Below are 19,204 nucleotides of genomic sequence, written 5' to 3' on the forward strand. Positions count from 1 at the left end.
ATATAGTTGTATGAGAATCATAATTATGAGCAAAAATATATGATAGCGGTGCTAACCGGTGATCTCGTCAACTCCAGTAAAATGAGCGCGAACACTTATGCAGAGGCAATATCAATATTGAAAAACACCATGATTCTTGCCAATGAACGATATGGTGCTAAAGGTGAAATATATAGAGGCGATGAATTTCAAATTCAGTTCCCCAATCCCATTCACGCCATAGAGTGTACACTGTTACTCAAATTGGCTTTGCACTGTGCACCTCAAACCGATAAGCCTCTTTTATGTACACTGTCTTTGGCATATGGTGAGCAAGCACTACAGAGCGACAACCCCACGACATCAACAGGCCCAGTTTTTATCGAGTCAGGCAGAGGCCTAAACAAAACCCCACGTGGTGAGCTTACTATTCGCTTAGCGGGCAACGTGAGTGAAGAAATGCAATTGCTAACAGGATTTTTAAGTCATCAATTAAATAAGATGACCAAAACCCAAGCTGAGCTATTATACACTTACATAATAAATGACTTTTCAGATCATCAAAAAATTGCTGAAATAACAAAAACGTCGCGACAGAATATTAGTAATCGACTTAGCAGTATTGGAGCAACCTTGATACGCGACTACATTGGTGTCGTAAACCAAAGAGTTACAATAGCTTAAGGAAAAGAACATGGATCTACTACTGCTGCTCATTGGCGCACATTTTGTTGGTGACTTTTATCTACAACCAACAGCGTGGGTGAAATGCCGAAATACTCGGCATTTAAAATCACCGGGTTTGTGGAAACACTTTTTGGTTCACCTTGTTCTCTACTCATTGGTTTTCTTGCTGATGGAGTTTTCCTTTTGGCAATCAAGTAAGACGGTCATGCTCCTTGCTGTTTCACATTTAGCCATGGATTACGTTAAGTCTCACTTGAGCAATAGCTTGCGTCCCTTTTTACTCGACCAAGCGGTACACCTTTTCATTATCTGTTTGGTCTGGATATATTTATCTGGATTTTCAATGGCGCAAGTTAAGCTTTTTCTCAGTGACTTTATCACCGCCAAAAATATTGTCATCGCGCTTGCCTATTTACTAGTATGCAAACCCGCTTCGATACTGATTGCATTAGCTTTGAAAAAACATACCGATTGTTTAACAGCCCCAAACCGACAAAACGAAAGACCAAACAACCCCGCCGGCACTGAACCCATCAATGTTGGCTTAATCTCAGCAGGTGCGTGGATTGGCTACATGGAACGTTGTTTAGCGATTTCCTTTATTTTTATGGGGCAATTTGCAGGCATTGGCTTTTTAGTGGCGGCGAAAACAATTTTCAGGTTTGGCGATTTAACCAAAAATCAAGATATGAAGCTGACGGAATACGTAATGCTAGGCACCCTGTTTAGTTACGCGATAGCGCTATTCGTTGGTTGGCATGCACTGCGGTTATATCAGCTATTTCCTTGATTTTCCATAACCATACTCGATGAGAGCACTTCTACAATACCGTGCCATTAGATAACTTATGTAACAATTTTAAGTGCCAAATTAATTGGTCTCATCTCACCGCCATTGCTACATTAATTCATTGAAAATATCGAGTTTAAGCATATTTTGACACAGAAAAACTATAAATAATAAGGCGATACTATGAATTTCAAACGCATGTTGCTTATCGCAACGCTGGCATTACTAGCCACTAAACCGTTATTTGCCAAAACCGAACCTAGCTACGCCACCAGTAAACTCAATGATCACGTGTATGTGATCACCCAAATTTGGAATGGTAACAACAACGGCAACGCAGGCGTCGTAATTGGCCCTAACGGCGTTATGTTAATTGGCTCTTTGATGGCAAGCAGCGCCCCCTATCTCGCTCGGGAAATAAAAAAGCTGACCGACAAACCAGTCAAGTTTGTAATTAACATCGATTCAGATCCATACAACCACCATGCAAATCAATATTTTGCAGACAGAGGCGCGACCATCATTGCCCATGAAAATATGCGCTACGAAAAAGCCTATACTGAGCTGTTATTTAGGGAGCAAATATCGGTTGCCATGGGAGATGAGGTCGTCACGGCATATCACTCCCCCACTCACCAGCTAAACCACATTGATGTGCATCTCAAAAACAGTAATGTAATTTTTATGAGTGACGGCTTTAAAGGTCATTGGTTAACACCGCATGGTCCAAATGGTTTGAAAGGTGTATTAGAAAGCTTTGATAAAGCACTTGCATTGGCAGATGATAAAACCATTATCGTTACAGGTAATACCTCAAAAAACCCAGCACACTATGTGAGAGACAAGGCAACATTAGCTAAGGTAAAAAAACTTCATATAGATTTTACAGAACGTGTTGGAACATTATATAAGCAAGGTATGACCGCTGAGCAAATTGCAAAAGATGACGTCATCAATATTCTGTTAAAAAACTTTAGCGCATACCCCACAGCTAAACGCTGGATCCCTGAAGAAGTCGCAATGCTTTTAGAGTCCGACTTTATCCAACCTTACCCACTTACCCATGCCCAGCTAACCAACTATACGGGTAACTATTTACTTGATGACGGAACGAAAGTTGAGGTTTTGCTAGCAGAAAACCGCTTATTTGCACGCGCAGCAGGGTCATTTATGTTCGAACTCACTGCCAAGTCTAAAGCGGTATTTGACTTTAAAGCGGTACAGGGAAAAAACCAGATCCGCTTCAACTTTTCACCGGCAGGCCACATTGAAAGCCTCACCACCGAGTTAGAAGAGAACGGCTGGTGGTCAAGCAGGATAAAAACAGGTACACATATAAAACAACTATAAATCAAACAGTAAATGATGGCAGGCGTTAAGCTTGCCATTATTGAATCACCCCCAATCTCTGCTATCTTTCTTTAAGTACATTATTTTCAAATAACGATAAATGATACTTTCCAAACGTCGCTGCTCTTATTTTCTCTTCATGTCCGCTGCAATGCTGACGTTTTCTGCTGCATCGCAAGATGATGTTTTTGAGTCGCTTTTTGATATGTCGCTGGAAGAGCTGCTAAACACTCCGGTGATCACCGCCTCAAAGCAAGCAGAATCATTGCGCAATTCCAACGCCAGTATATCGGTTATTTCTCGCCAGCAAATAGAGCAATTCGGTGGCCATAGCCTCTATGAACTACTCGAGCGCATCGTCTCCGTCAATAGCAACTATGGCGTACTCACGGCAATTACCACGCGAGGCAGTAAACCTTGGACGGGGCTATTGCAACACCTTGGACTACTCAATGGCAGACCATTTGGTAATCTCTCCGGTGCGCACAACCTGTACACTTCAATTGCGCTGTCTTCAATTGAGCGCATTGAGTATATTCGTGGTCCGGGGTCCGTATTGTATGGCACGAATGCCTATCAGGGCGTGTTCAATATTATTACTCGCCAGAGTAAATCCGATGGCTGGCAAGCTAATCAAAGTATTACTGTCGGTAGCTTTGATTCACAAACAATCGATGCCAGTTACTTATATAAACAAGACGATTTATCCGCTGCCATCAATGTGCTGTACTCAGACGTTGGTGGATGGGATGCTCAGACGACGGATCCCACAACCCTTACAACATTCAGCAAAAAGGCATTCCAAGAAGAAAAAACGCTACACTTAGACGTAAACTACAAGGCACTTTCACTGTCGCATTTTAGAAGCGTGCAGCAGAAGTTTGCTAACTTTTGGGATGCTCCACAAGCAAACTATATTCCTTGGTCCAAGCTTCATCCATCAACCTTCACCAACCTGACTTATCGGTATCGATTTGATAATAACTGGCAATTAGATAGCCACTACACGAACATCAAAAAAGTAATGGAATGGAGCAGTGAAGGGATAGCAGACGCCTTTATACGGATCAAATCGCCATTTAATATCAGATTATTGGAATTTAATTTAAGCGGTGACTTATCTGACAAGACCTCACTACTTGTGGGTGCTTATCATGAACATCGCAGAGTCTATGATGCAACGACGATCCCAGACGCCAAAGAACGTTATGCAAGTTTGTACGCGCAAATAAAGTACGCGGTCACGCCTAAGTTGAGTGTAGAGCTCGGTGGGCAATATGTAACTTCGCTTGAACTTATCAATAACATAGATAATCAGTCAGACTTTGTACCCAGACTTGGACTAAGTTATCACTTGGATGACGCATGGACTGTGAAATTTCGCCATGCCAAGGCATTTCGACACCCCTCTTCGGGTGAGCGCACCATTGAAACACCGGGTATCCAAAAAGGTACTCCTGATCTGAGTTCTGAAACCATCAACACCACAGAAGTACAGCTTTTTTATCAAACAGGTGAACAGCTTTTCACCGCAACTTTATATAAAAGCGAAGAACATGATTTGATCTTACTCAGACCCTCCGATGACCCTAACTTTGCCTTGGAGAACAAAAACAGTGGTGAAATTTCGTCACATGGTATTGAGTTGGAGTATAAACACCAGTTAACTGCTCACTGGTACGCTGAAATGTCTGCTACACACCAACGTAATGAAGATAAACAAGGCACAGAAAATATTAATTTATCGCCCAATAACAGTTTTAAGTTTGGCTTGAGCTACGATGACTCGCGCTGGCAGTTTGGCATGTACCTACTGAGTTACTCTAAATATCACGACAACATTTCTTTTGACCCCAACAGGGCATTGGTGAACCCACCTGCTAATGGTTACGACTGGCTAACGTTTAAAGCTAGCCGCAAATTTACCGTGAACACCGACAACCAACTCACCGTGTCACTAGAGATTAAAAACTTGCTCGATGAGTCTGTTTATCAACCCAATGATACCCCGGTGTTTTACCCCATCAATACCCTGCCTGCTCGTGAAGACTTAGGGGCATTTTTGTCATTGAATTACAAGTTTTAAACAAGGTTGTTTGAGAGCGCTAATAAGAGTGTATTGCAACCACCTAATAGGTTATATTTCAAACAGCCCATAGAATAACTGACTATCTCTCAGGGAATGAATAGTATGCAATTTAAGCCACTGCAAAAGCCAAGCAATCAAACACAAACTGCTGCGCAGGCACAATCTGCTTTATCTGCAAAACCACTTATTGATAATCGTGCATTGCAAGCTGCTGCTGTTAGCTCAAATGTTCAGCCCATCCAAAGAAAATTTGACGACTCAGATTACAATGATGTAAAAGCATTTATCGCGCAATGGCGTACCTTTGAACAAGTAGCCAAACTAAAACCTAAACACTGTTTAAGTGATAGCGCACTAAAAGAAATTCACCTAAGTGCAAAAAATAGCTTTTATGAGTTCGATATACGAGACTTGTTTAATCATCGCAGCGATATTGATTCATATATATTGAGCACTGAAAGTTCAGTTGAAGACGAACAGGGCGACACGCATGCCATTGGCAAACATGTTGCTGTAGATGATGAATATCTACATCACCGTGTAAAAACGGAAGCAAGAGTTGACAAAGCAACACGCTTTACAAAAAAAAGCAAAGCCGTTAAAGCAATGCAGAATTGGCAAACGCATGGCGACAAGGTGCTCACTGAGTATGGCTATGTGCTTGGTCGAAAGCTTGCTGATATCATCGAAGAACGAACCAAAAAAAATCAACAAATTACGCCTCCGATACTCGCACAGCAGATACGCAATGCGGGCATTGGAGATGCTGTTGACATAGCGGGCTATACCTTAGAATTAGTTAACCAACCTGTTCCCGCCCGAGCAAATCAAATGTGGGGGATCAGTTGTCGCTGGAAAGCCGTGACCGAAAAAGAGTATGCCAAACGTGAAGTGACTGAGGATTCAACGGAAGATGTCTATGCTCAGGCAACCATTTTCCCGCCAAATGGCGCTGATTTGGTGGTGCGGGTTCAAGATGATGGCTTAGTGCATGTGCTGGTACCCGAGAATATAATGGGCACTTTCTTTTAACATTCCAGTTGTTCATAACACCCAAGATGCGTTGGCGTTTTGCAAAAGCGAGCAGCCTGTATGTTCATTAGAATCATGTCTAGTGCGACCATCCGCCACTTTTGTGGCGCTCAGCTCTTCGCTCTAACGCACAATAGAGTCTTTGCTTTTGTTGAAATTCTCCATAACCTCATAATTTAGGCTTGTATTAACAAAAAGTCAGGGTATCGTATAGCACAAATGTAAGTCACGTCTCTCAGTTGGAATTCAGATGCGTAAACTGTTGTTACTATTATTGTGTTTATCAGCCCCCACAATGGCCTATCAAGTTCAGCCAATGATCGTCGATCTCGCGTCTCATGGTAAAAAATCGTTAGTAACCTATCGACTACAAAATCCAAGTGATAGTCCGTTACCCATTGAAATAGAAGTCTATAAACGAACTTTCGATGACAGTCACAAAGAAGTATTGGTACGCGCAGAGGAAGACTTTATCGTCTTACCACCGCAAATTGAAGTGCCAGCAAAAGGTCATCAGGTGTTTCGAGCTAAATACCTAGGTTCACCAGAACTAAAGCAAACCCACTCTTATCGCATCGTATTCAAGCAGCTACCACTGCCCGGTGATGAAGAGAAGTCTGGGGTAAAAATGGTGTTTAATTTCGCAACCTTGGTATTTGTCAGCCCCGATGGTGTGGCGGCTCGGGCAAGCAGCAAAATCAGCTGTGAAGAGCTTGCAGACTGTAAATTGACCATCAACAATGACGGCGCTCGCGTTCTCGACCTGTCTGGCTTTGAATATCACTTCCATCAAGGAAATACGGTTATCAACTGGGCTCAGTTCCAAGGGGTTACCTCTGGGCGCTTTATTATGCCGGGCCACTCCATGGTGGTAGATTTGCAGTCTTTACTCGCAGACAAGCCAACCAAAAGTGCAGCACTTATCAACCTATTCGATAAAAAGTAACCGTTAAACGATGTTGAAAATGGGCTTTACCCGTAGGCCAGCTCAGTGGCAGTGTGCGCTGATGGCACTGTTGTGCATGCTGACATCCCGCGCGTATTGTGCTGTGTACGTCATGGATTTTCCAATCAAGCTAAATGCGACCGAAGTGGGCCAAGTTTCTGCCACCGTGGACGGTCTAACCTTGCAGTCCATTTCAGCCGCTGAATTTAAACGCAATCTTGAATCGACACTCAGTAAAGAAGTGCTCGCGTGGTTAGCCAGCAAAGGAGAGCAAGAAGTCAGCGTTGAGCAGTTTCAAGCTCAAGGGATATCACTGTCATTACAGCCTCAAGACCTCACCATTGAGATGTCATTGAGTGAAGCTGCGATGGCGACAGACAGCCTATCCTACGGTAGGAAGAAGCACTATGAACTACCAAAAGGGGAAGCTAGCTGGGCAATACTAAACAACTTCAACTTAAACCATGAGCGAAGCGACAACAACCAAAGTCACCAATCGCAATTCGAGTGGCTTATTAATGGCAATGTCGGTGGTGGTGATGGTATTAATCTGCGTAGCGCATTATTTTGGGAAAACGGTGATAACCTTGAGGAACAATTTTATCGTGGGGATATCGCATTGTTTTATGACCAACCCGATATGCCCTTACGAATGACCCTTGGAGATACACAAACGAGTAGTCGAGGACACCTAGCTGGCAGCCAACTTGCGGGCTTTGAGATACAAAAAGCCTACTCGAAATTACAGCCACAGCGTAAAATCACGCCGGGGAATAGCCAACAGTTTGTATTGCCACGCCCTGCAACACTCGAAATCTTCATCAATGACTTTTTGATCTCTCGGCTCAAACTGCGCGCTGGACGCTATGACTTAAATGACTTACCACTCACATCGGGTGTCAATAATATTCATATCATCGCCACGTATGCAAACGGTGAAACACAACAGTTTAATTTTACTACGCATTACAACGCCAGATTGCTGGCCCAAGGCCTGAGCGATTACTCTCTCGCTGTTGGCTATATCTCATCGGTGGAAAACGGTCGTTATCACTATGATGATGACTTGCTGATATCTGGTAGCTATGAATACGGGGTAACCGACCAGTTGACGCTTGGCGTAAATGGGGCGATTCATCCTTTGGGGCATGTATTGGGGTCCGTCGCCACACTCAATAGCGCGCTTGGCAACATATCGTTTCGTTATTCGCAAAGCGATATACAAACACCAAGCGCTAAAGGTTACGCTTACTCGATTGAAACAGAACACAGTGTTTTTGGCCATGGTAACTATGGCTCACCAAATTTACGTTTAGGCTATGAAGTAAAAACTGACTTCACCAATACCCCATGGCTGTCATTCAGTACAACAAACAGTAACAAAAGAGCCTATGTAGATTACAGCTATATCATTGATGATAATCTTGATTTTAACCTCAATGCGTCGCGCTCAACCAACAGTGATGCGCTAGTTACTAAAAACATGGCAGCAGAGTTAAACCTGCGCTATGAAGGCTTTCGGGTTAGAGTCGGCTATAACCACAGCGCAAGTGAAGACCCACGAGCAATATCAGAAAACCAGTTTGTGCTTAACTTTATCTGGAATGACTACAATCGCCACAATAATATTCGCACCAGAGCGCAGTACAACAATCAAAGTAAAGTTGCCAGCGCCAGCTATGGCAGAACCAACAACAATTTTGTCAATGACTACGGTTATGAAGTCAGGGCGGAAAAAGGCAGTGACTACCGACAAGAGCAATTTAAAGCCAGCTATACCGGTGCCTTTTTTAGGGCGGATGTGGGAGCAAACAACTATACTCGCTCGCAGCGAAACAGCGAAAGCGGTGCAAACATCAATCTATCAACAAGCTTAGGTGTGGCAGATGGCCACATCGGTATGGGCGCAACTACAACCACGCCATTTGCCGTGGTCACTAAGCACAAAACCTTAAAAGAAACAGACGTGCTGGTTAACGTCGATCATTATGGTCGCGCACAGACAACACCTAGTCAAAAGATTGGCGCGCTCATTGACCTCGGCTCCGGTTATACAAGCTATCAATTTAACATTGATGTACCTGAAGCACCGCTCGGCTACGACTGGGGCCCCGGAATGTATCAAATGACAGGTGGCGCAAATACAGGACATCATATCCAGATAGGGTCAGAGTTATCTTATACCGTCATTGGGACACTCGTGGATGATCAAGGCACGCCGATTGCAATGCAACGAGGGCTGGCGATAAAACAACAAAATAGTGACGCACGTGAAACCGCGCCGCTGAGTCGGGCATTTTTTACCAACCGAGTAGGTAGATTTGTCGTGGAAGGCATTAGTGTTGGTGAATATATCATTGAAATCAATGATTTTAAGGGTCGTTTTCAGGTGAAAGATACAGAACAAAGATTTATTACAATTAACACCATTACACTTGAGAAAGGTCACTCAAAAGGAGACTCAACCAGATGAAACTAAAGATTTTTATCTTAATTTTTATGAGTTTTCTATGGTCTTCAAACCAAGCATGGGCGAAACACGGCCGCTGTTATGGCAATTTACTGGCTACGTCAGACCCTTCCGAAATCATTGAAGAACACAGTGACCGCGTCTCCGTGTATCTACCCTTAAAAGTACAAGTTTCTGACACACTGCTGGATTGTGCAGATGAAATATGGGTCGAGGACACATACTATTATTCATTAGTATTTACAGGACCAACTGAATATAAATACCCAAGGCTATTGGACTCACAATTTAATACCATGTGGGCGCAAAATGGCATATGGCGTATACCTTTGAATAATCGAGCCACTCAGATGTGGGTAAGGTTACGGCACTATAGTCTGTTTCCAGCAGGCGCTTATACTGGCAGCGTCAAAGTCTCCGTGGTGCGTAAGAACCGAGTTATCCAAGAGCAATACCTCAACATGTCTTACTACTCCGAGCCACAGGTTGCCGTATCTTTAGATAACGCCAGCAGAGGTAAAGTCTCGGGCAGCAATGGTCACTACCAAATCAATTTGGGAGAACTTGAAAGTAATATGCGCTTCTACTGGGGCATAAAAATCCTCAGCAATAGTTCTTATGACATTGTTTTAGACTCTGAATACAATGGCTTGCGTCATGAAACCGACACTCAAGCACTGATTGATTATTCGATCAGTTTTGATAATGTCAAAATCTCGTCTTCTGAGCGACTGATCCGTAGCTATAACTATTTTCCAGGCGTCAGAAATAAGTGGTTTGGCTTTGAATTTATTTTAGGTAACACCGAGTTGATGCCTGCGGGTTATTATCGTGATAATTTATCGCTGACAGTATACCCAAGATAACCACTTGAAAAATATACAATTAACAACTTCAAACCACTTTAGGAATAAAAAAACCACCAAAGAAAATAAAACCTTGGCACACCCTTTGCTTTATGTTTGGGAAATAGGTAACTAATACCTAATCATTAAAATTATATAAAAACATTTTGCTGTATTTTATTTTAGGGGAAACGCCATGAACACATTACTAAAATCACTATTTGTTGCGTCTGCAATCACATCAATGTCTGCGGCAGCTGCGGTTGCGCAAACAACAGGCACTGAAGCGAGCTTCTCGTTTGAAGGTACAATTGAGCCTATGTGTAAAACTGATAGCGGCACAAACAGCGTTACTGGTTTAAATCTAGATTCAACTCAAGAAACACAAGAGATTGGTACATTAGATGTGTGGTGTAACACAGGTGAAAACGCAACCACTGAATATAGCTCAGCAAATGGCGGGTTCTTAGTCGCAGACAATGCTCAGAGCAGTAAAATTGCATACACACTAAGCATCGGTAATACCACAGGTGTTGACTTACAAGGTGGCACTTACAAGCACCTAACAACGCTTGCGGGTACTGGCAGTACGGGTGAAACACAAGCAACTTCACTTAAAATCACCCCACAAACAAACGGCATGAACGATGCAGGTACTTACTCAGATACTATCACAGTGACAGTAAGCCCTAACTAATAGTTGTATTTGGCAGTGAAGAAATATTCACTGCTCTACCCCGCAAATAGAACTAAGTGGCCGGATTGGCTTTATGCCATCCGACCTCTCTTGCGGCAATTCACACACATTGCCACTGCACTTTTTTGCCCACACGGCAATTTAACTCCCCCCTTTTACGTTCACGCTGGTATTACGAGCCATGCCGCAACAGATGGGTGATCGTCAAAAGATTGAACCTCTGTAAGCAGAAACACTTTACATCCACCACAATATTACCCAGAATAGGTTCAAACAAAATCAGTTGAACGAAAGACGTAGCACACTGTTGTGTATACATTCGGCATTTTTATATGACACCAATTCGATTCACTTTAAACAAAAGTAGCTATTACCTTTGTTTGGGACTATTGGCCCTAATGTGTGTTTGGGCTGGTTTTGACATGTATGATCCGATAGCTGGGGCTAAACGTTTTTATGATCGCGGCTTTTTGAGTGATCCTAAGAACCTATTTATTTTATCCAGTGTCATTGTCACTATTTTTGTATCAACCATCATATTTGGCCTAGCTAAAATAGCACACTCTCTGGTCTTAGACTTACAGGAGTGTAAATTACACATTCACTACGTACTCTTGCCCAAGGTCAAGACGGTTGAGTTTGAAACCACTGACAATATTGCTATTTTTCAACACAAGGATGACCCCACTTTAATCGCCATATACTGCGCTAAACAGCGTAGCTATCACCAACCACTATATGATAGTGGCAGTTTCTTTTGGCGCTGTCCTGCTGAGCGCCTAACTGATTTGGAAGCGTTGATTGAAGCGCATCAATTAAATAAAAAACCATTCCCTTGGGATTAATTGTGCTTGTAACGAAAAACAGGCGCAACATATGCAGTAAAATAGTTGCAAACTGAAATACAACTGCTGTACTTTAGTGTTAGGGGGCAATGCCATGAACACATTATTAAAACCACTCTTTGCTATATCAACTGTTTTTTCTGTTTCTGCTTTGGCGGCAGTGACTGACACTACCAGCAGTGATGCCCAGTATTCCTTTACTGGCACGGTGGAACCCATGTGTAAAACCAGCAGTGGCACAAACAGTGTTACAGGCTTAAACTTGAGCACAGCCTCACAAGCACAAGAAATTGGCACGTTAGATGTGTGGTGTAACACCGGCGATAATGCCACCACAACCTACAGCTCAGCGAATGGCGGTTACCTTATCGCAAACAACGCACAAAATAGTAAACTGGCTTATACCCTCAATATTGGTGATACAACCGATGTAGACCTACAAGCTGGCGCTTATGAGCACTTAAACGCCACAGCGGCAGGTACTGGCAGCGCAGGTGAAACAAAAGCCACCTTACTTAAAATCACCCCACAGATAAACGGCTTAAACGATGCGGGTACGTACTCAGATACGATTACTGTTACGGTGAGCGCAAACTGACTAGGATTCAATTTCGATTGTCAATCAGCCACAGCCTTGGTGATAGGCCGCTTTGTGCTTTAAATGCGCGCGATAGTGCGGACTCACTCTTGTAACCTGCCTCCTCAGCAACAAGTTTCAGAGGCATACCACTTTTTAGCCACTTTTGTACCAAGCCAATTCGCCAACTTTGTAAGTACTTAGCTGGAGTTTGCCCAATTGTTTCACGAAATAAATTTGAAAACACACTACGAGACATATGCGCCTCATTGGCAAGGCGTTCAACCGCCCAATCCTCTTCTGGCTGTTCATGCATTGCAACGATAGCCCTGCGCAAATTTTGATGGGCCAGTCCTGCCAACATTCCCACTTTGATCACTTGGTTTTCCATTAACTCTCGGAGCAGTTGGACTAAAAACACCTCTAACAACCTATCAAGCAGCACTTGTCGCCCACAATGACACGCCTGCGCCTCAGCAAACAACAGCGATAATACCTGCTCGCAATTTGGCAGTGCTCTCAGTGGTAAACACAAACTATCAGGTAGAGCGCTTGCTATGGGATTGGCCTCATTCCCCTCAAACGACACGTTAGCACATAAAAACTGCGCTGGTGTCTGCTCGGCCACCACAAAGTGCCTTTGTAACGGGCGCGGATAAAACAACAAACTCGGCTCGGTAATGCTGTAAGCGTGTTTGCGACCATGCCACACCGCAACATTGCCTTCACGGATTAAATGCAATTGCCCAAAAGACCCTTCAGTTGCAACAATGTTAGTGCCACACAGCGGGCCTGATTGAAAGGTATGCGCACTTAGAGAGAAGTGCTCAAACAAAGAAGCAAGACGATCCACCATAAAAATACGATCTGCAATGTTTTAAGGACTAACTGTAATAAATAGTATCGCAAAGAGGTGCACAATAACACCCATCAACAGAACAAATAAACAAACCGCTCAAAAAGCGAAAACACCATTAAATTCATTGGAGAATGATAATGAAAAGCTTCACCACCATACTGAAAACAACCCTCTTAGCCAGCGTACTGGCACTATCTACTACCAACGTACAAGCGGATGACTTTAATCGCACAGCCAGCACCATTACCACTAGCGACAACGTGCAGCTTTATTATAAAGATTGGGGTCCTAAAGATGGTGAAGTGGTCACCTTCAGCCATGGCTGGCCACTGACCTCTGACAGCTGGGAATCACAAATGCAATTTCTTGCCGATAAAGGCTACCGCGTAATTGCCCACGACCGTCGCGGCCACGGCCGCTCAAGTCAACCTTGGCAAGGCAACGATATGGACCATTACGCAGACGATTTAAAAGCCGTATTAGATGCACTGAAATTAGACAAAGTCACCCTAGTTGGCTTTTCAACTGGCGGTGGTGAAGTGGCCCGTTACATCGGTCGCCACGGAACAAACCGTGTCAACAAGGTGGCTTTAGTCAGCGCTGTAACTCCCTTGATGGTGAAAACTGATACCAACCCTAACGGTATAGAAAAAGACTTCTTTGATGGCATACGTAAAGCGTCAAACGACAATCGCTCACAGTTATATCTTGATATTGCATCGGGTCCATTTTTTAGTTTTAACCGTGAGGGCGCAAAAGTATCACAAGGGTTAATTCAATCATTCTGGCGACAAGGCATGCTGGGTGGAGCTAAAAATACCTATGATTCAATAGCTGCGTTTTCGGCCACTGATTTTCGCCCAGATTTGGCAAAAATTGATGTACCTACGCTTGTGATACACGGCGATGATGATCAAGTCGTACCCATTGAAATATCAGGCGCCGTGTCTGCCAAGTTAATCAAAGGCGCTAGGTTTATTGTTTACAAAGGCGCTCCACATGGCCTCGCCGATACACACAAAGATAAACTAAACCAAGACCTATTAAACTTCTTGCAAGAGAAATAACCCCCGTCAATCAGCAAAACCGGAGCCAGCTCCGGTTTTTTTTGTGATTTGTTTGAACTTGGAGCCCTTATTAACCCTTTGCACTTTTGTTGAAAGGCGCCTTTGGCTTTTCCAACCTACAACTTTCCATCGTCATGACAGCTTGGTTATAATCCTCATCTATCGCTGTATTTTGCCATTTATTTGGAATGCTCATGAAAAAACTCTCCAAGGTCCAACAAAAACAACAAACGTTGGTTATCAACGTAGCCGATATGCTCGAAGAGCAAGCACGCGCAGAAATTCCCGGTATGGTACAGTGCTGGTTTGATGTGGAATATCACCTATTCCCCGGCTCCCTACTGTTATGTTTTCAATTTGAAGATGAGCAAGCATTAACGGCCGCCAAACCCGACTTACTCAAATGGCAAAAACGTTTAAGCGCCGCCATGCTTAAAAAAGGCGTGATTTTAAAAGATATGCGCAAGCACCTCACCTTTACCCTCTTGGGCCCAGAAGATTGAGCTGTTGCAGGTGGTAACTCGTAGGCTGGCATCAGGCGCAAAGCGTCGCCATCCAACAATAGCGAGATAGAGCGCCCCATTACAGAGGTTAAACTAGCTCACTCCACCTTGCCTACATTTATTCTAGCGGCCACAGTTACTTATCAAGGCCGCTATAAACAAAAACCACCATCCACTGTAATGTGCGCACCACGCAACGCAGCGGCTGCAGGGCTGGTTAAATAAGCTAAGCTTGAAACTAACTCTTGTGGCTTAAGCATCCGCCCAAGTGGTGTCGCTTCGAGACTTGTATTTAAAAGTGCAATTTGTTCTTCGCTCATCCCCGCTTTCGTTTGAATTTCAGTGAGCGTAACCCCAGGGCGTAAAAAGTTGACGCGCACACCTTGCTCTGCAAGTTCTATGTTTACTGTATTTGCCAGCGCTTCGAACGCTGCCTTACTTGCCGCATACACCGACGCTGATACAAACGCTCGCTGTACGGCAATACTAGAGACATACACCACACTGCATGGATTATTTAGCACAGGTAATAACGTTTGCATCAACATAGCTGGACCGATGAAATTAATTTGCATCGTGGTAGCAATATCATCAATGCCCGTTTGGCTAAATGCTTTTGGATAAAACACCCCAGCATTTAACACTAACGCATCAAGTTTTATCGCCCTAGCCTGCAAGTCGGCCAACAGTACAGTAAATTGATTAGCATCACCGTTATCACATAAGACCCCATGAGCTTGCTCAGGCGATTGTGCATATTGTGCTAGTAGCTCTTGCGTAGTGGCGATTTTATCGCTGTTACGCCCCGTAAAAATAACCTGCCAGCCCTCGCTCAGATAATGTTTTGCGGCTTCGAAACCAATCCCAGCAGTAGCGCCTGTAATTAAAATAATGGGTAATGACATCATCTTTCCTTTATATTTTTAAAGTGTGTGGCGCTAGCATAGCAATTGCTATTGGTGCTGATTAGATGGTAAAAGATGAATTCATAAGTTCTTATTGAGAAACAATAAATGGAATTGCACAAACAGCTAGAAAATTTATACCTATTTAGATTGGTTGCCTCATGTGGCAGTTTTCAAGGAGCCGCTGATAAAGTTGCTTTACCACGCTCATCGGTGAGTAAACGAATTGCACAATTAGAGCAAGCGCTAAACTTACGTTTATTAGAACGCAGTACACGCAAGCTATCACTGACATACAGTGGAAGTGAACTGCTTAAAAGCACAGAAAAACTGCTAGAAGTGTTACATCATACCGAACAATTGAGCGTTCAACAGCAAAGCCGCCCACAAGGAAAAGTCAAAATAGGCGCTTCAACCCTAGTCGCCGAGCGTTACCTATTGCCCCGTTTAGCTGACATTAGCAGCACTTACCCAGAAATATGTTTTGAGTTAAATTTAACCGATGAAGTAGTTGATTTAATTGATAATCAAATTGACATCGCAATACGTATTGGACACTTGCCTGACTCCTCTTTATTGGCAAAAAAAATTGCAGATAAATGCTTTGCTTGGTTTGCCAGCCCAGACTATTTATCTCGCCAAGGGACACCCGCTAACCCTCAAGCTCTACTAACTCATCGCTGCTTAGTATTCAAAAACAAAACAATTACAATGGACAAATGGATGTTTGTTCACCCTGATGGAAAAGTGAGTAACCTAAAAATAACACCCGCAGCACTGTTTGATGACGCACGTGCACTGGTGCAGTTTGCTGTACTAGGACAAGGGATCATTATGATCGATCCCAGCTATATTCACGCAGAAATCCAATCAGGACAGCTTGTACCTGTATTACCTGACTTTCAGCACCCTGATAAACAGCCGGTTCATCTGGTATGTTTGAGTAAAAAGGGTCGCAGCCGCGCAGCACAATGTGTATGGGAAGCGTTAAGTTGAATATTGCGCTTTTCCATCGAAGCGACAGCTTGGTAATAATCCGCGTTTATCGCTATATAGTGCCATTTATTTGGAGTGCTCATGAAACATGCTCTCTAAGGTGCAGCAAAAGGTAGTCAACGTTGTCGGTATACTATAGTGCTGGTTTGATGTGGAATATCCCCTTTTCCTCGGCTCCCTACTGTTATGTTTTCAATTTGAAGATGAACACACTTTAGAGGCCGCCAAACCCGACAATGGTGAGTCACTTAGAATCTTTAAACTGGCTGCGTCCACCTTGTTGGAAGGCGCCTGCGGCTTTTCCAACCTACAAAAATGTCAAATTCTCGTAGGTCGGCATAAGGTGCGAAGCGCCGCCATCCGACAATGGTGAGTCACTTAACGATCTTTAAACTGCCTCCATTCACCTTGTTGGAAGGCGCCTGCGACTTTTCCAACTTACAAAAATGTCAAACTCTCGTAGGTCGGCATAGGTGCGAAGCGCCGCCATCCGACGATTGAGAGTCCCTCCTCAGTTTTTTGGCAGGCTAATACAGCTTTTTTATTTACAATTCAAGCATTAACCCCTCTCCACACCAACATGGCTGATAAATACCCTGCTCAATCGCTTTGTGGAAACTCGAATACGGCCAATCAATAATTCGATTAACCAAACCATGTTTCATTGGGTTGAAATGAACGTAATTAACATGGTGCCAATAATCACGCTCGTCACGAATGGTATGCTCCCAAAAACGCCGTTGCCAAATGCCGCGCTCACCTTTTCGTTTTCGCGAATCGGTTAGAAGTTCTGTTTTTGGTAATGATTTACAAAAGCGCTTTTTGATCTCACGCCAACGGTTAGAGTAATCATGATCATCATCAGGCAAAGTTAACACCACATGCAGATGGTCCGGCAATACCACCCAAGCATTAATATCAAACGGCTGCCGTTGCTTTACCCAGCGCACCGATTCTCGTAAAACATCAATCTGCTCCACCAGCAATGCGCTGTTACGGTTTAACAAATTCACCGTGAAAAAATACGTGCCACCCGCCACATAATTGCGCCGATACCGCATACCACCTCCGTGTGATTGCTTTTTTGTAGGTCGGATAAGCGAAGCGCCATCCGACGATAAATCCCCTTTGTTGGAAGGCGCCTTCGGCTTTTCCAACCTACGATTTCTGTTCATCTTCAGTGAACAATTTGAAATCCCTTTGCCTATCAATTTTCAGTAGCTCTAAAACGTCATCACGATTACTTAGATAACAAAGATTATCCAGCTGTATCTCATTGAACGACAGCTTAACCGTTCTTATATATGATGACTCAATCAATTCCCTTTGGGGACCATTTTTTATCAACTTAAATAGCATTACTAGTTCATCTGCAATCAAATTAAAATAGTACAGTGTTTCATATGCCCTAAGCATGAAGGGCGATTCAAAGTCTTCTCTTAGACTACTAAAGAGCCTTTGTAATACTGATTCTTGAAAGCTATTCACTCTCTTCGTTGAAACCTTGCTGTGAATAAACACAGAAACCAAATCTTCAAAGGTTTTTAAATACTCAAGTTCTCCACATTCGTACTTTAAAAAGGCTTTATACTCTGGATTTTGTAGATAGTGAGTATGCGCAGAGTTGCAATTGGATACTTCTAACACTGATTTGAACAATGCTAAGTCTGGCTCACTCAATATCTCCTCTACGCCCTTTTGCCTATATCCACTATTAATGATAAGAGTACTTACATCATTCCTTTCGGATTCATCTACTGCATTTTCAAATACACTTAAAACAGCTGCATTTAACACACCATACGTGTTCAGAGGAGCTTTAATCACGCTCTGTAGCTTTTCGCAACTCGTTTTTAGGCGATTTGATTGCTCAAGAAGAACCTGTGTACTTACCAAACTTCTGGTATTTTCAAGTTCAGATTTACTGGTTTTCCATGTTCTGTACAACAAAACAATTGTGGCAATTAAAAGGATTGGGTTAAAGGCATTATTGAAGTAAGTAGCAGCTTCGACCCACGACTCGAGAGGTTCTTTAAGGCTAAAGTCGAATCTGTAAAAATAAAAACAGGTAATGCTTCCAAACGAACAAAGCAGCAATAGAACGAGCATAATGCCATAATCAAACTCTTTTTTATCTTTACTTTCTCTATCCCATTTAAATAAAACTGCAGCTGCTATAGCTATAGCTATAGCTATAGCGACGAATAGCAGTACCCACCCTAAACTGAGAAATATATTTTCCAATTGCGCGATCCTTTTTGCTAGCTTGCAAATTATTCTAGTAAAAACTTGTTGTTAAAAACATCTCAATCGAAATGCAGCAAATAAGCAAGGAATAATCAACGTTGGAAGGCGCCTTCGGCTTTTCCAACCTACACATCAAACTCGTAGGTCGGCATAAGGCGCGCAGCGCCGCCATCCGACGGAAGAGATTCCCGTAACAGTGGTTAAACTATCTCATTGCACCTTGCGCAAAGGAAACGCACTCACTGCGTTCGCTGTCGTTAACCCTTTGCAAAAAAAAACCGCCTTGCTTTCACAAGGCGGTTTTTAAATTCTAATCAAAG

18 protein-coding genes are annotated in these 19,204 nt (G+C 43.2%); 14 read left to right on the top strand and 4 right to left on the bottom strand.

The annotated features are described in order from the left end of the window. The first annotated feature begins 39 nt into the window (after nucleotides 1-39). The 11 genes from C2M32_RS14880 (at nucleotide 40) to C2M32_RS14930 (ending at nucleotide 12,328) form a co-directional block, all read left to right on the top strand. The gene (locus C2M32_RS14880; RefSeq protein WP_158678235.1) at nucleotides 40-663 is read left to right on the top strand and encodes a hypothetical protein; all 624 of its coding nucleotides are present in this window, start codon (nucleotides 40-42) and stop codon (nucleotides 661-663) included. Between the two features lie 10 nt (nucleotides 664-673). Continuing rightward, complete coding sequence (locus C2M32_RS14885; protein WP_105169097.1) at nucleotides 674-1,456, top strand: DUF3307 domain-containing protein; 783 nt, start codon at nucleotides 674-676, stop codon at nucleotides 1,454-1,456. Between the two features lie 183 nt (nucleotides 1,457-1,639). Beyond that, nucleotides 1,640-2,806, top strand: coding sequence for a hypothetical protein (locus tag C2M32_RS14890; protein ID WP_105169098.1), 1,167 nt, complete (start codon nucleotides 1,640-1,642; stop codon nucleotides 2,804-2,806). 100 nt (nucleotides 2,807-2,906) lie between these two features. Continuing rightward, the gene (locus C2M32_RS14895) at nucleotides 2,907-4,892 is read left to right on the top strand and encodes a TonB-dependent receptor plug domain-containing protein (protein ID WP_105169099.1); all 1,986 of its coding nucleotides are present in this window, start codon (nucleotides 2,907-2,909) and stop codon (nucleotides 4,890-4,892) included. Nucleotides 4,893-4,997: 105 nt separating this feature from the next. Next, nucleotides 4,998-5,927 carry a hypothetical protein gene (locus C2M32_RS14900; RefSeq protein ID WP_105169100.1) on the top strand — a complete coding sequence of 310 codons (930 nt, stop codon included), beginning with the start codon at nucleotides 4,998-5,000 and terminating at the stop codon, nucleotides 5,925-5,927. A 250-nt stretch (nucleotides 5,928-6,177) separates the two neighbouring features. Beyond that, nucleotides 6,178-6,873 (top strand): fimbrial biogenesis chaperone, encoded by a 696-nt coding sequence (locus C2M32_RS14905; RefSeq protein ID WP_105169101.1) that lies wholly within the window; start codon nucleotides 6,178-6,180, stop codon nucleotides 6,871-6,873. A gap of 76 nt (nucleotides 6,874-6,949) precedes the next feature. Beyond that, nucleotides 6,950-9,346: a fimbria/pilus outer membrane usher protein gene (locus C2M32_RS14910; RefSeq protein ID WP_234401306.1), complete on the top strand. Its 2,397-nt coding sequence runs from the start codon at nucleotides 6,950-6,952 to the stop codon at nucleotides 9,344-9,346. Then, nucleotides 9,343-10,209: a hypothetical protein gene (locus C2M32_RS14915; RefSeq protein ID WP_105169102.1), complete on the top strand. Its 867-nt coding sequence runs from the start codon at nucleotides 9,343-9,345 to the stop codon at nucleotides 10,207-10,209. Before C2M32_RS14910 ends, C2M32_RS14915 begins: the two co-directional genes overlap by 4 nt. Before the next feature lie 175 nt (nucleotides 10,210-10,384). Next, nucleotides 10,385-10,885, top strand: a complete 501-nt coding sequence (locus C2M32_RS14920) for a hypothetical protein (RefSeq protein WP_105169103.1) — start codon at nucleotides 10,385-10,387, stop codon at nucleotides 10,883-10,885. 332 nt (nucleotides 10,886-11,217) lie between these two features. Beyond that, a complete protein-coding gene (locus tag C2M32_RS14925) occupies nucleotides 11,218-11,730 on the top strand; it encodes a hypothetical protein (RefSeq protein WP_234401307.1) in 513 nt (170 codons plus the stop codon). 94 nt (nucleotides 11,731-11,824) lie between these two features. Further along, nucleotides 11,825-12,328, top strand: a complete 504-nt coding sequence (locus C2M32_RS14930; protein ID WP_105169105.1) for a hypothetical protein — start codon at nucleotides 11,825-11,827, stop codon at nucleotides 12,326-12,328. 7 nt (nucleotides 12,329-12,335) lie between these two features. Here the strand turns inward: C2M32_RS14930 and C2M32_RS14935 are convergent, their stop codons facing one another. Further along, on the bottom strand, nucleotides 12,336-13,163 hold the full coding sequence (locus C2M32_RS14935) for an AraC family transcriptional regulator (RefSeq protein WP_105169106.1): 828 nt from the start codon (nucleotides 13,161-13,163) through the stop codon (nucleotides 12,336-12,338). A 140-nt stretch (nucleotides 13,164-13,303) separates the two neighbouring features. Between C2M32_RS14935 and C2M32_RS14940 the strand changes: the two genes are divergently transcribed. Together C2M32_RS14940 and C2M32_RS14945 are read left to right on the top strand one after the other, a co-directional pair. Further along, the gene (locus C2M32_RS14940) at nucleotides 13,304-14,233 is read left to right on the top strand and encodes an alpha/beta fold hydrolase (RefSeq protein ID WP_105169107.1); all 930 of its coding nucleotides are present in this window, start codon (nucleotides 13,304-13,306) and stop codon (nucleotides 14,231-14,233) included. A gap of 194 nt (nucleotides 14,234-14,427) precedes the next feature. Next, on the top strand, nucleotides 14,428-14,736 hold the full coding sequence (locus tag C2M32_RS14945; RefSeq protein ID WP_105169108.1) for a hypothetical protein: 309 nt from the start codon (nucleotides 14,428-14,430) through the stop codon (nucleotides 14,734-14,736). Nucleotides 14,737-14,888: 152 nt separating this feature from the next. Here C2M32_RS14945 and C2M32_RS14950 read toward each other — a convergent pair whose 3' ends face one another. Next, entirely contained in the window at nucleotides 14,889-15,641 is a 753-nt protein-coding gene (locus tag C2M32_RS14950; protein WP_105169109.1) for an SDR family NAD(P)-dependent oxidoreductase, read from the bottom strand. 108 nt (nucleotides 15,642-15,749) lie between these two features. Between C2M32_RS14950 and C2M32_RS14955 the strand changes: the two genes are divergently transcribed. Further along, nucleotides 15,750-16,637, top strand: a complete 888-nt coding sequence (locus C2M32_RS14955) for a LysR family transcriptional regulator (RefSeq protein WP_105169110.1) — start codon at nucleotides 15,750-15,752, stop codon at nucleotides 16,635-16,637. 545 nt (nucleotides 16,638-17,182) lie between these two features. Here the strand turns inward: C2M32_RS14955 and C2M32_RS14960 are convergent. Both C2M32_RS14960 and C2M32_RS14965 read right to left on the bottom strand, forming a co-directional pair. Next, nucleotides 17,183-17,698 carry an REP-associated tyrosine transposase gene (locus tag C2M32_RS14960; protein ID WP_105169315.1) on the bottom strand — a complete coding sequence of 172 codons (516 nt, stop codon included), beginning with the start codon at nucleotides 17,696-17,698 and terminating at the stop codon, nucleotides 17,183-17,185. A 97-nt stretch (nucleotides 17,699-17,795) separates the two neighbouring features. Further along, on the bottom strand, nucleotides 17,796-18,881 hold the full coding sequence (locus C2M32_RS14965) for a hypothetical protein (RefSeq protein ID WP_105169111.1): 1,086 nt from the start codon (nucleotides 18,879-18,881) through the stop codon (nucleotides 17,796-17,798). Nucleotides 18,882-19,204 lie beyond the last annotated feature (323 nt).

It is taken from the genome of Pseudoalteromonas sp. T1lg23B (genome assembly GCF_002964665.1).
GTDB lineage: Bacteria > Pseudomonadota > Gammaproteobacteria > Enterobacterales > Alteromonadaceae > Pseudoalteromonas.

Excerpts from the sequence above, each read along its gene's own strand:
- C2M32_RS14900 (WP_105169100.1), top strand. The coding sequence starts at position 4,998 with ATGCAATTTAAGCCACTGCAAAAGCCAAGCAATCAAACACAAACTGCT.
- C2M32_RS14950 (WP_105169109.1), bottom strand. The coding sequence starts at position 15,641 with ATGTCATTACCCATTATTTTAATTACAGGCGCTACTGCTGGGATTGGT.
- C2M32_RS14955 (WP_105169110.1), top strand. The coding sequence starts at position 15,750 with ATGGAATTGCACAAACAGCTAGAAAATTTATACCTATTTAGATTGGTT.
- C2M32_RS14960 (WP_105169315.1), bottom strand. The coding sequence starts at position 17,698 with ATGCGGTATCGGCGCAATTATGTGGCGGGTGGCACGTATTTTTTCACG.
- C2M32_RS14915 (WP_105169102.1), top strand. The coding sequence starts at position 9,343 with ATGAAACTAAAGATTTTTATCTTAATTTTTATGAGTTTTCTATGGTCT.
- C2M32_RS14945 (WP_105169108.1), top strand. The coding sequence starts at position 14,428 with ATGAAAAAACTCTCCAAGGTCCAACAAAAACAACAAACGTTGGTTATC.
- C2M32_RS14910 (WP_234401306.1), top strand. The coding sequence starts at position 6,950 with ATGCTGACATCCCGCGCGTATTGTGCTGTGTACGTCATGGATTTTCCA.
- C2M32_RS14905 (WP_105169101.1), top strand. The coding sequence starts at position 6,178 with ATGCGTAAACTGTTGTTACTATTATTGTGTTTATCAGCCCCCACAATG.
- C2M32_RS14880 (WP_158678235.1), top strand. The coding sequence starts at position 40 with ATGATAGCGGTGCTAACCGGTGATCTCGTCAACTCCAGTAAAATGAGC.
- C2M32_RS14895 (WP_105169099.1), top strand. The coding sequence starts at position 2,907 with ATGATACTTTCCAAACGTCGCTGCTCTTATTTTCTCTTCATGTCCGCT.
- C2M32_RS14890 (WP_105169098.1), top strand. The coding sequence starts at position 1,640 with ATGAATTTCAAACGCATGTTGCTTATCGCAACGCTGGCATTACTAGCC.
- C2M32_RS14925 (WP_234401307.1), top strand. The coding sequence starts at position 11,218 with ATGACACCAATTCGATTCACTTTAAACAAAAGTAGCTATTACCTTTGT.
- C2M32_RS14940 (WP_105169107.1), top strand. The coding sequence starts at position 13,304 with ATGAAAAGCTTCACCACCATACTGAAAACAACCCTCTTAGCCAGCGTA.
- C2M32_RS14885 (WP_105169097.1), top strand. The coding sequence starts at position 674 with ATGGATCTACTACTGCTGCTCATTGGCGCACATTTTGTTGGTGACTTT.
- C2M32_RS14935 (WP_105169106.1), bottom strand. The coding sequence starts at position 13,163 with ATGGTGGATCGTCTTGCTTCTTTGTTTGAGCACTTCTCTCTAAGTGCG.
- C2M32_RS14920 (WP_105169103.1), top strand. The coding sequence starts at position 10,385 with ATGAACACATTACTAAAATCACTATTTGTTGCGTCTGCAATCACATCA.
- C2M32_RS14930 (WP_105169105.1), top strand. The coding sequence starts at position 11,825 with ATGAACACATTATTAAAACCACTCTTTGCTATATCAACTGTTTTTTCT.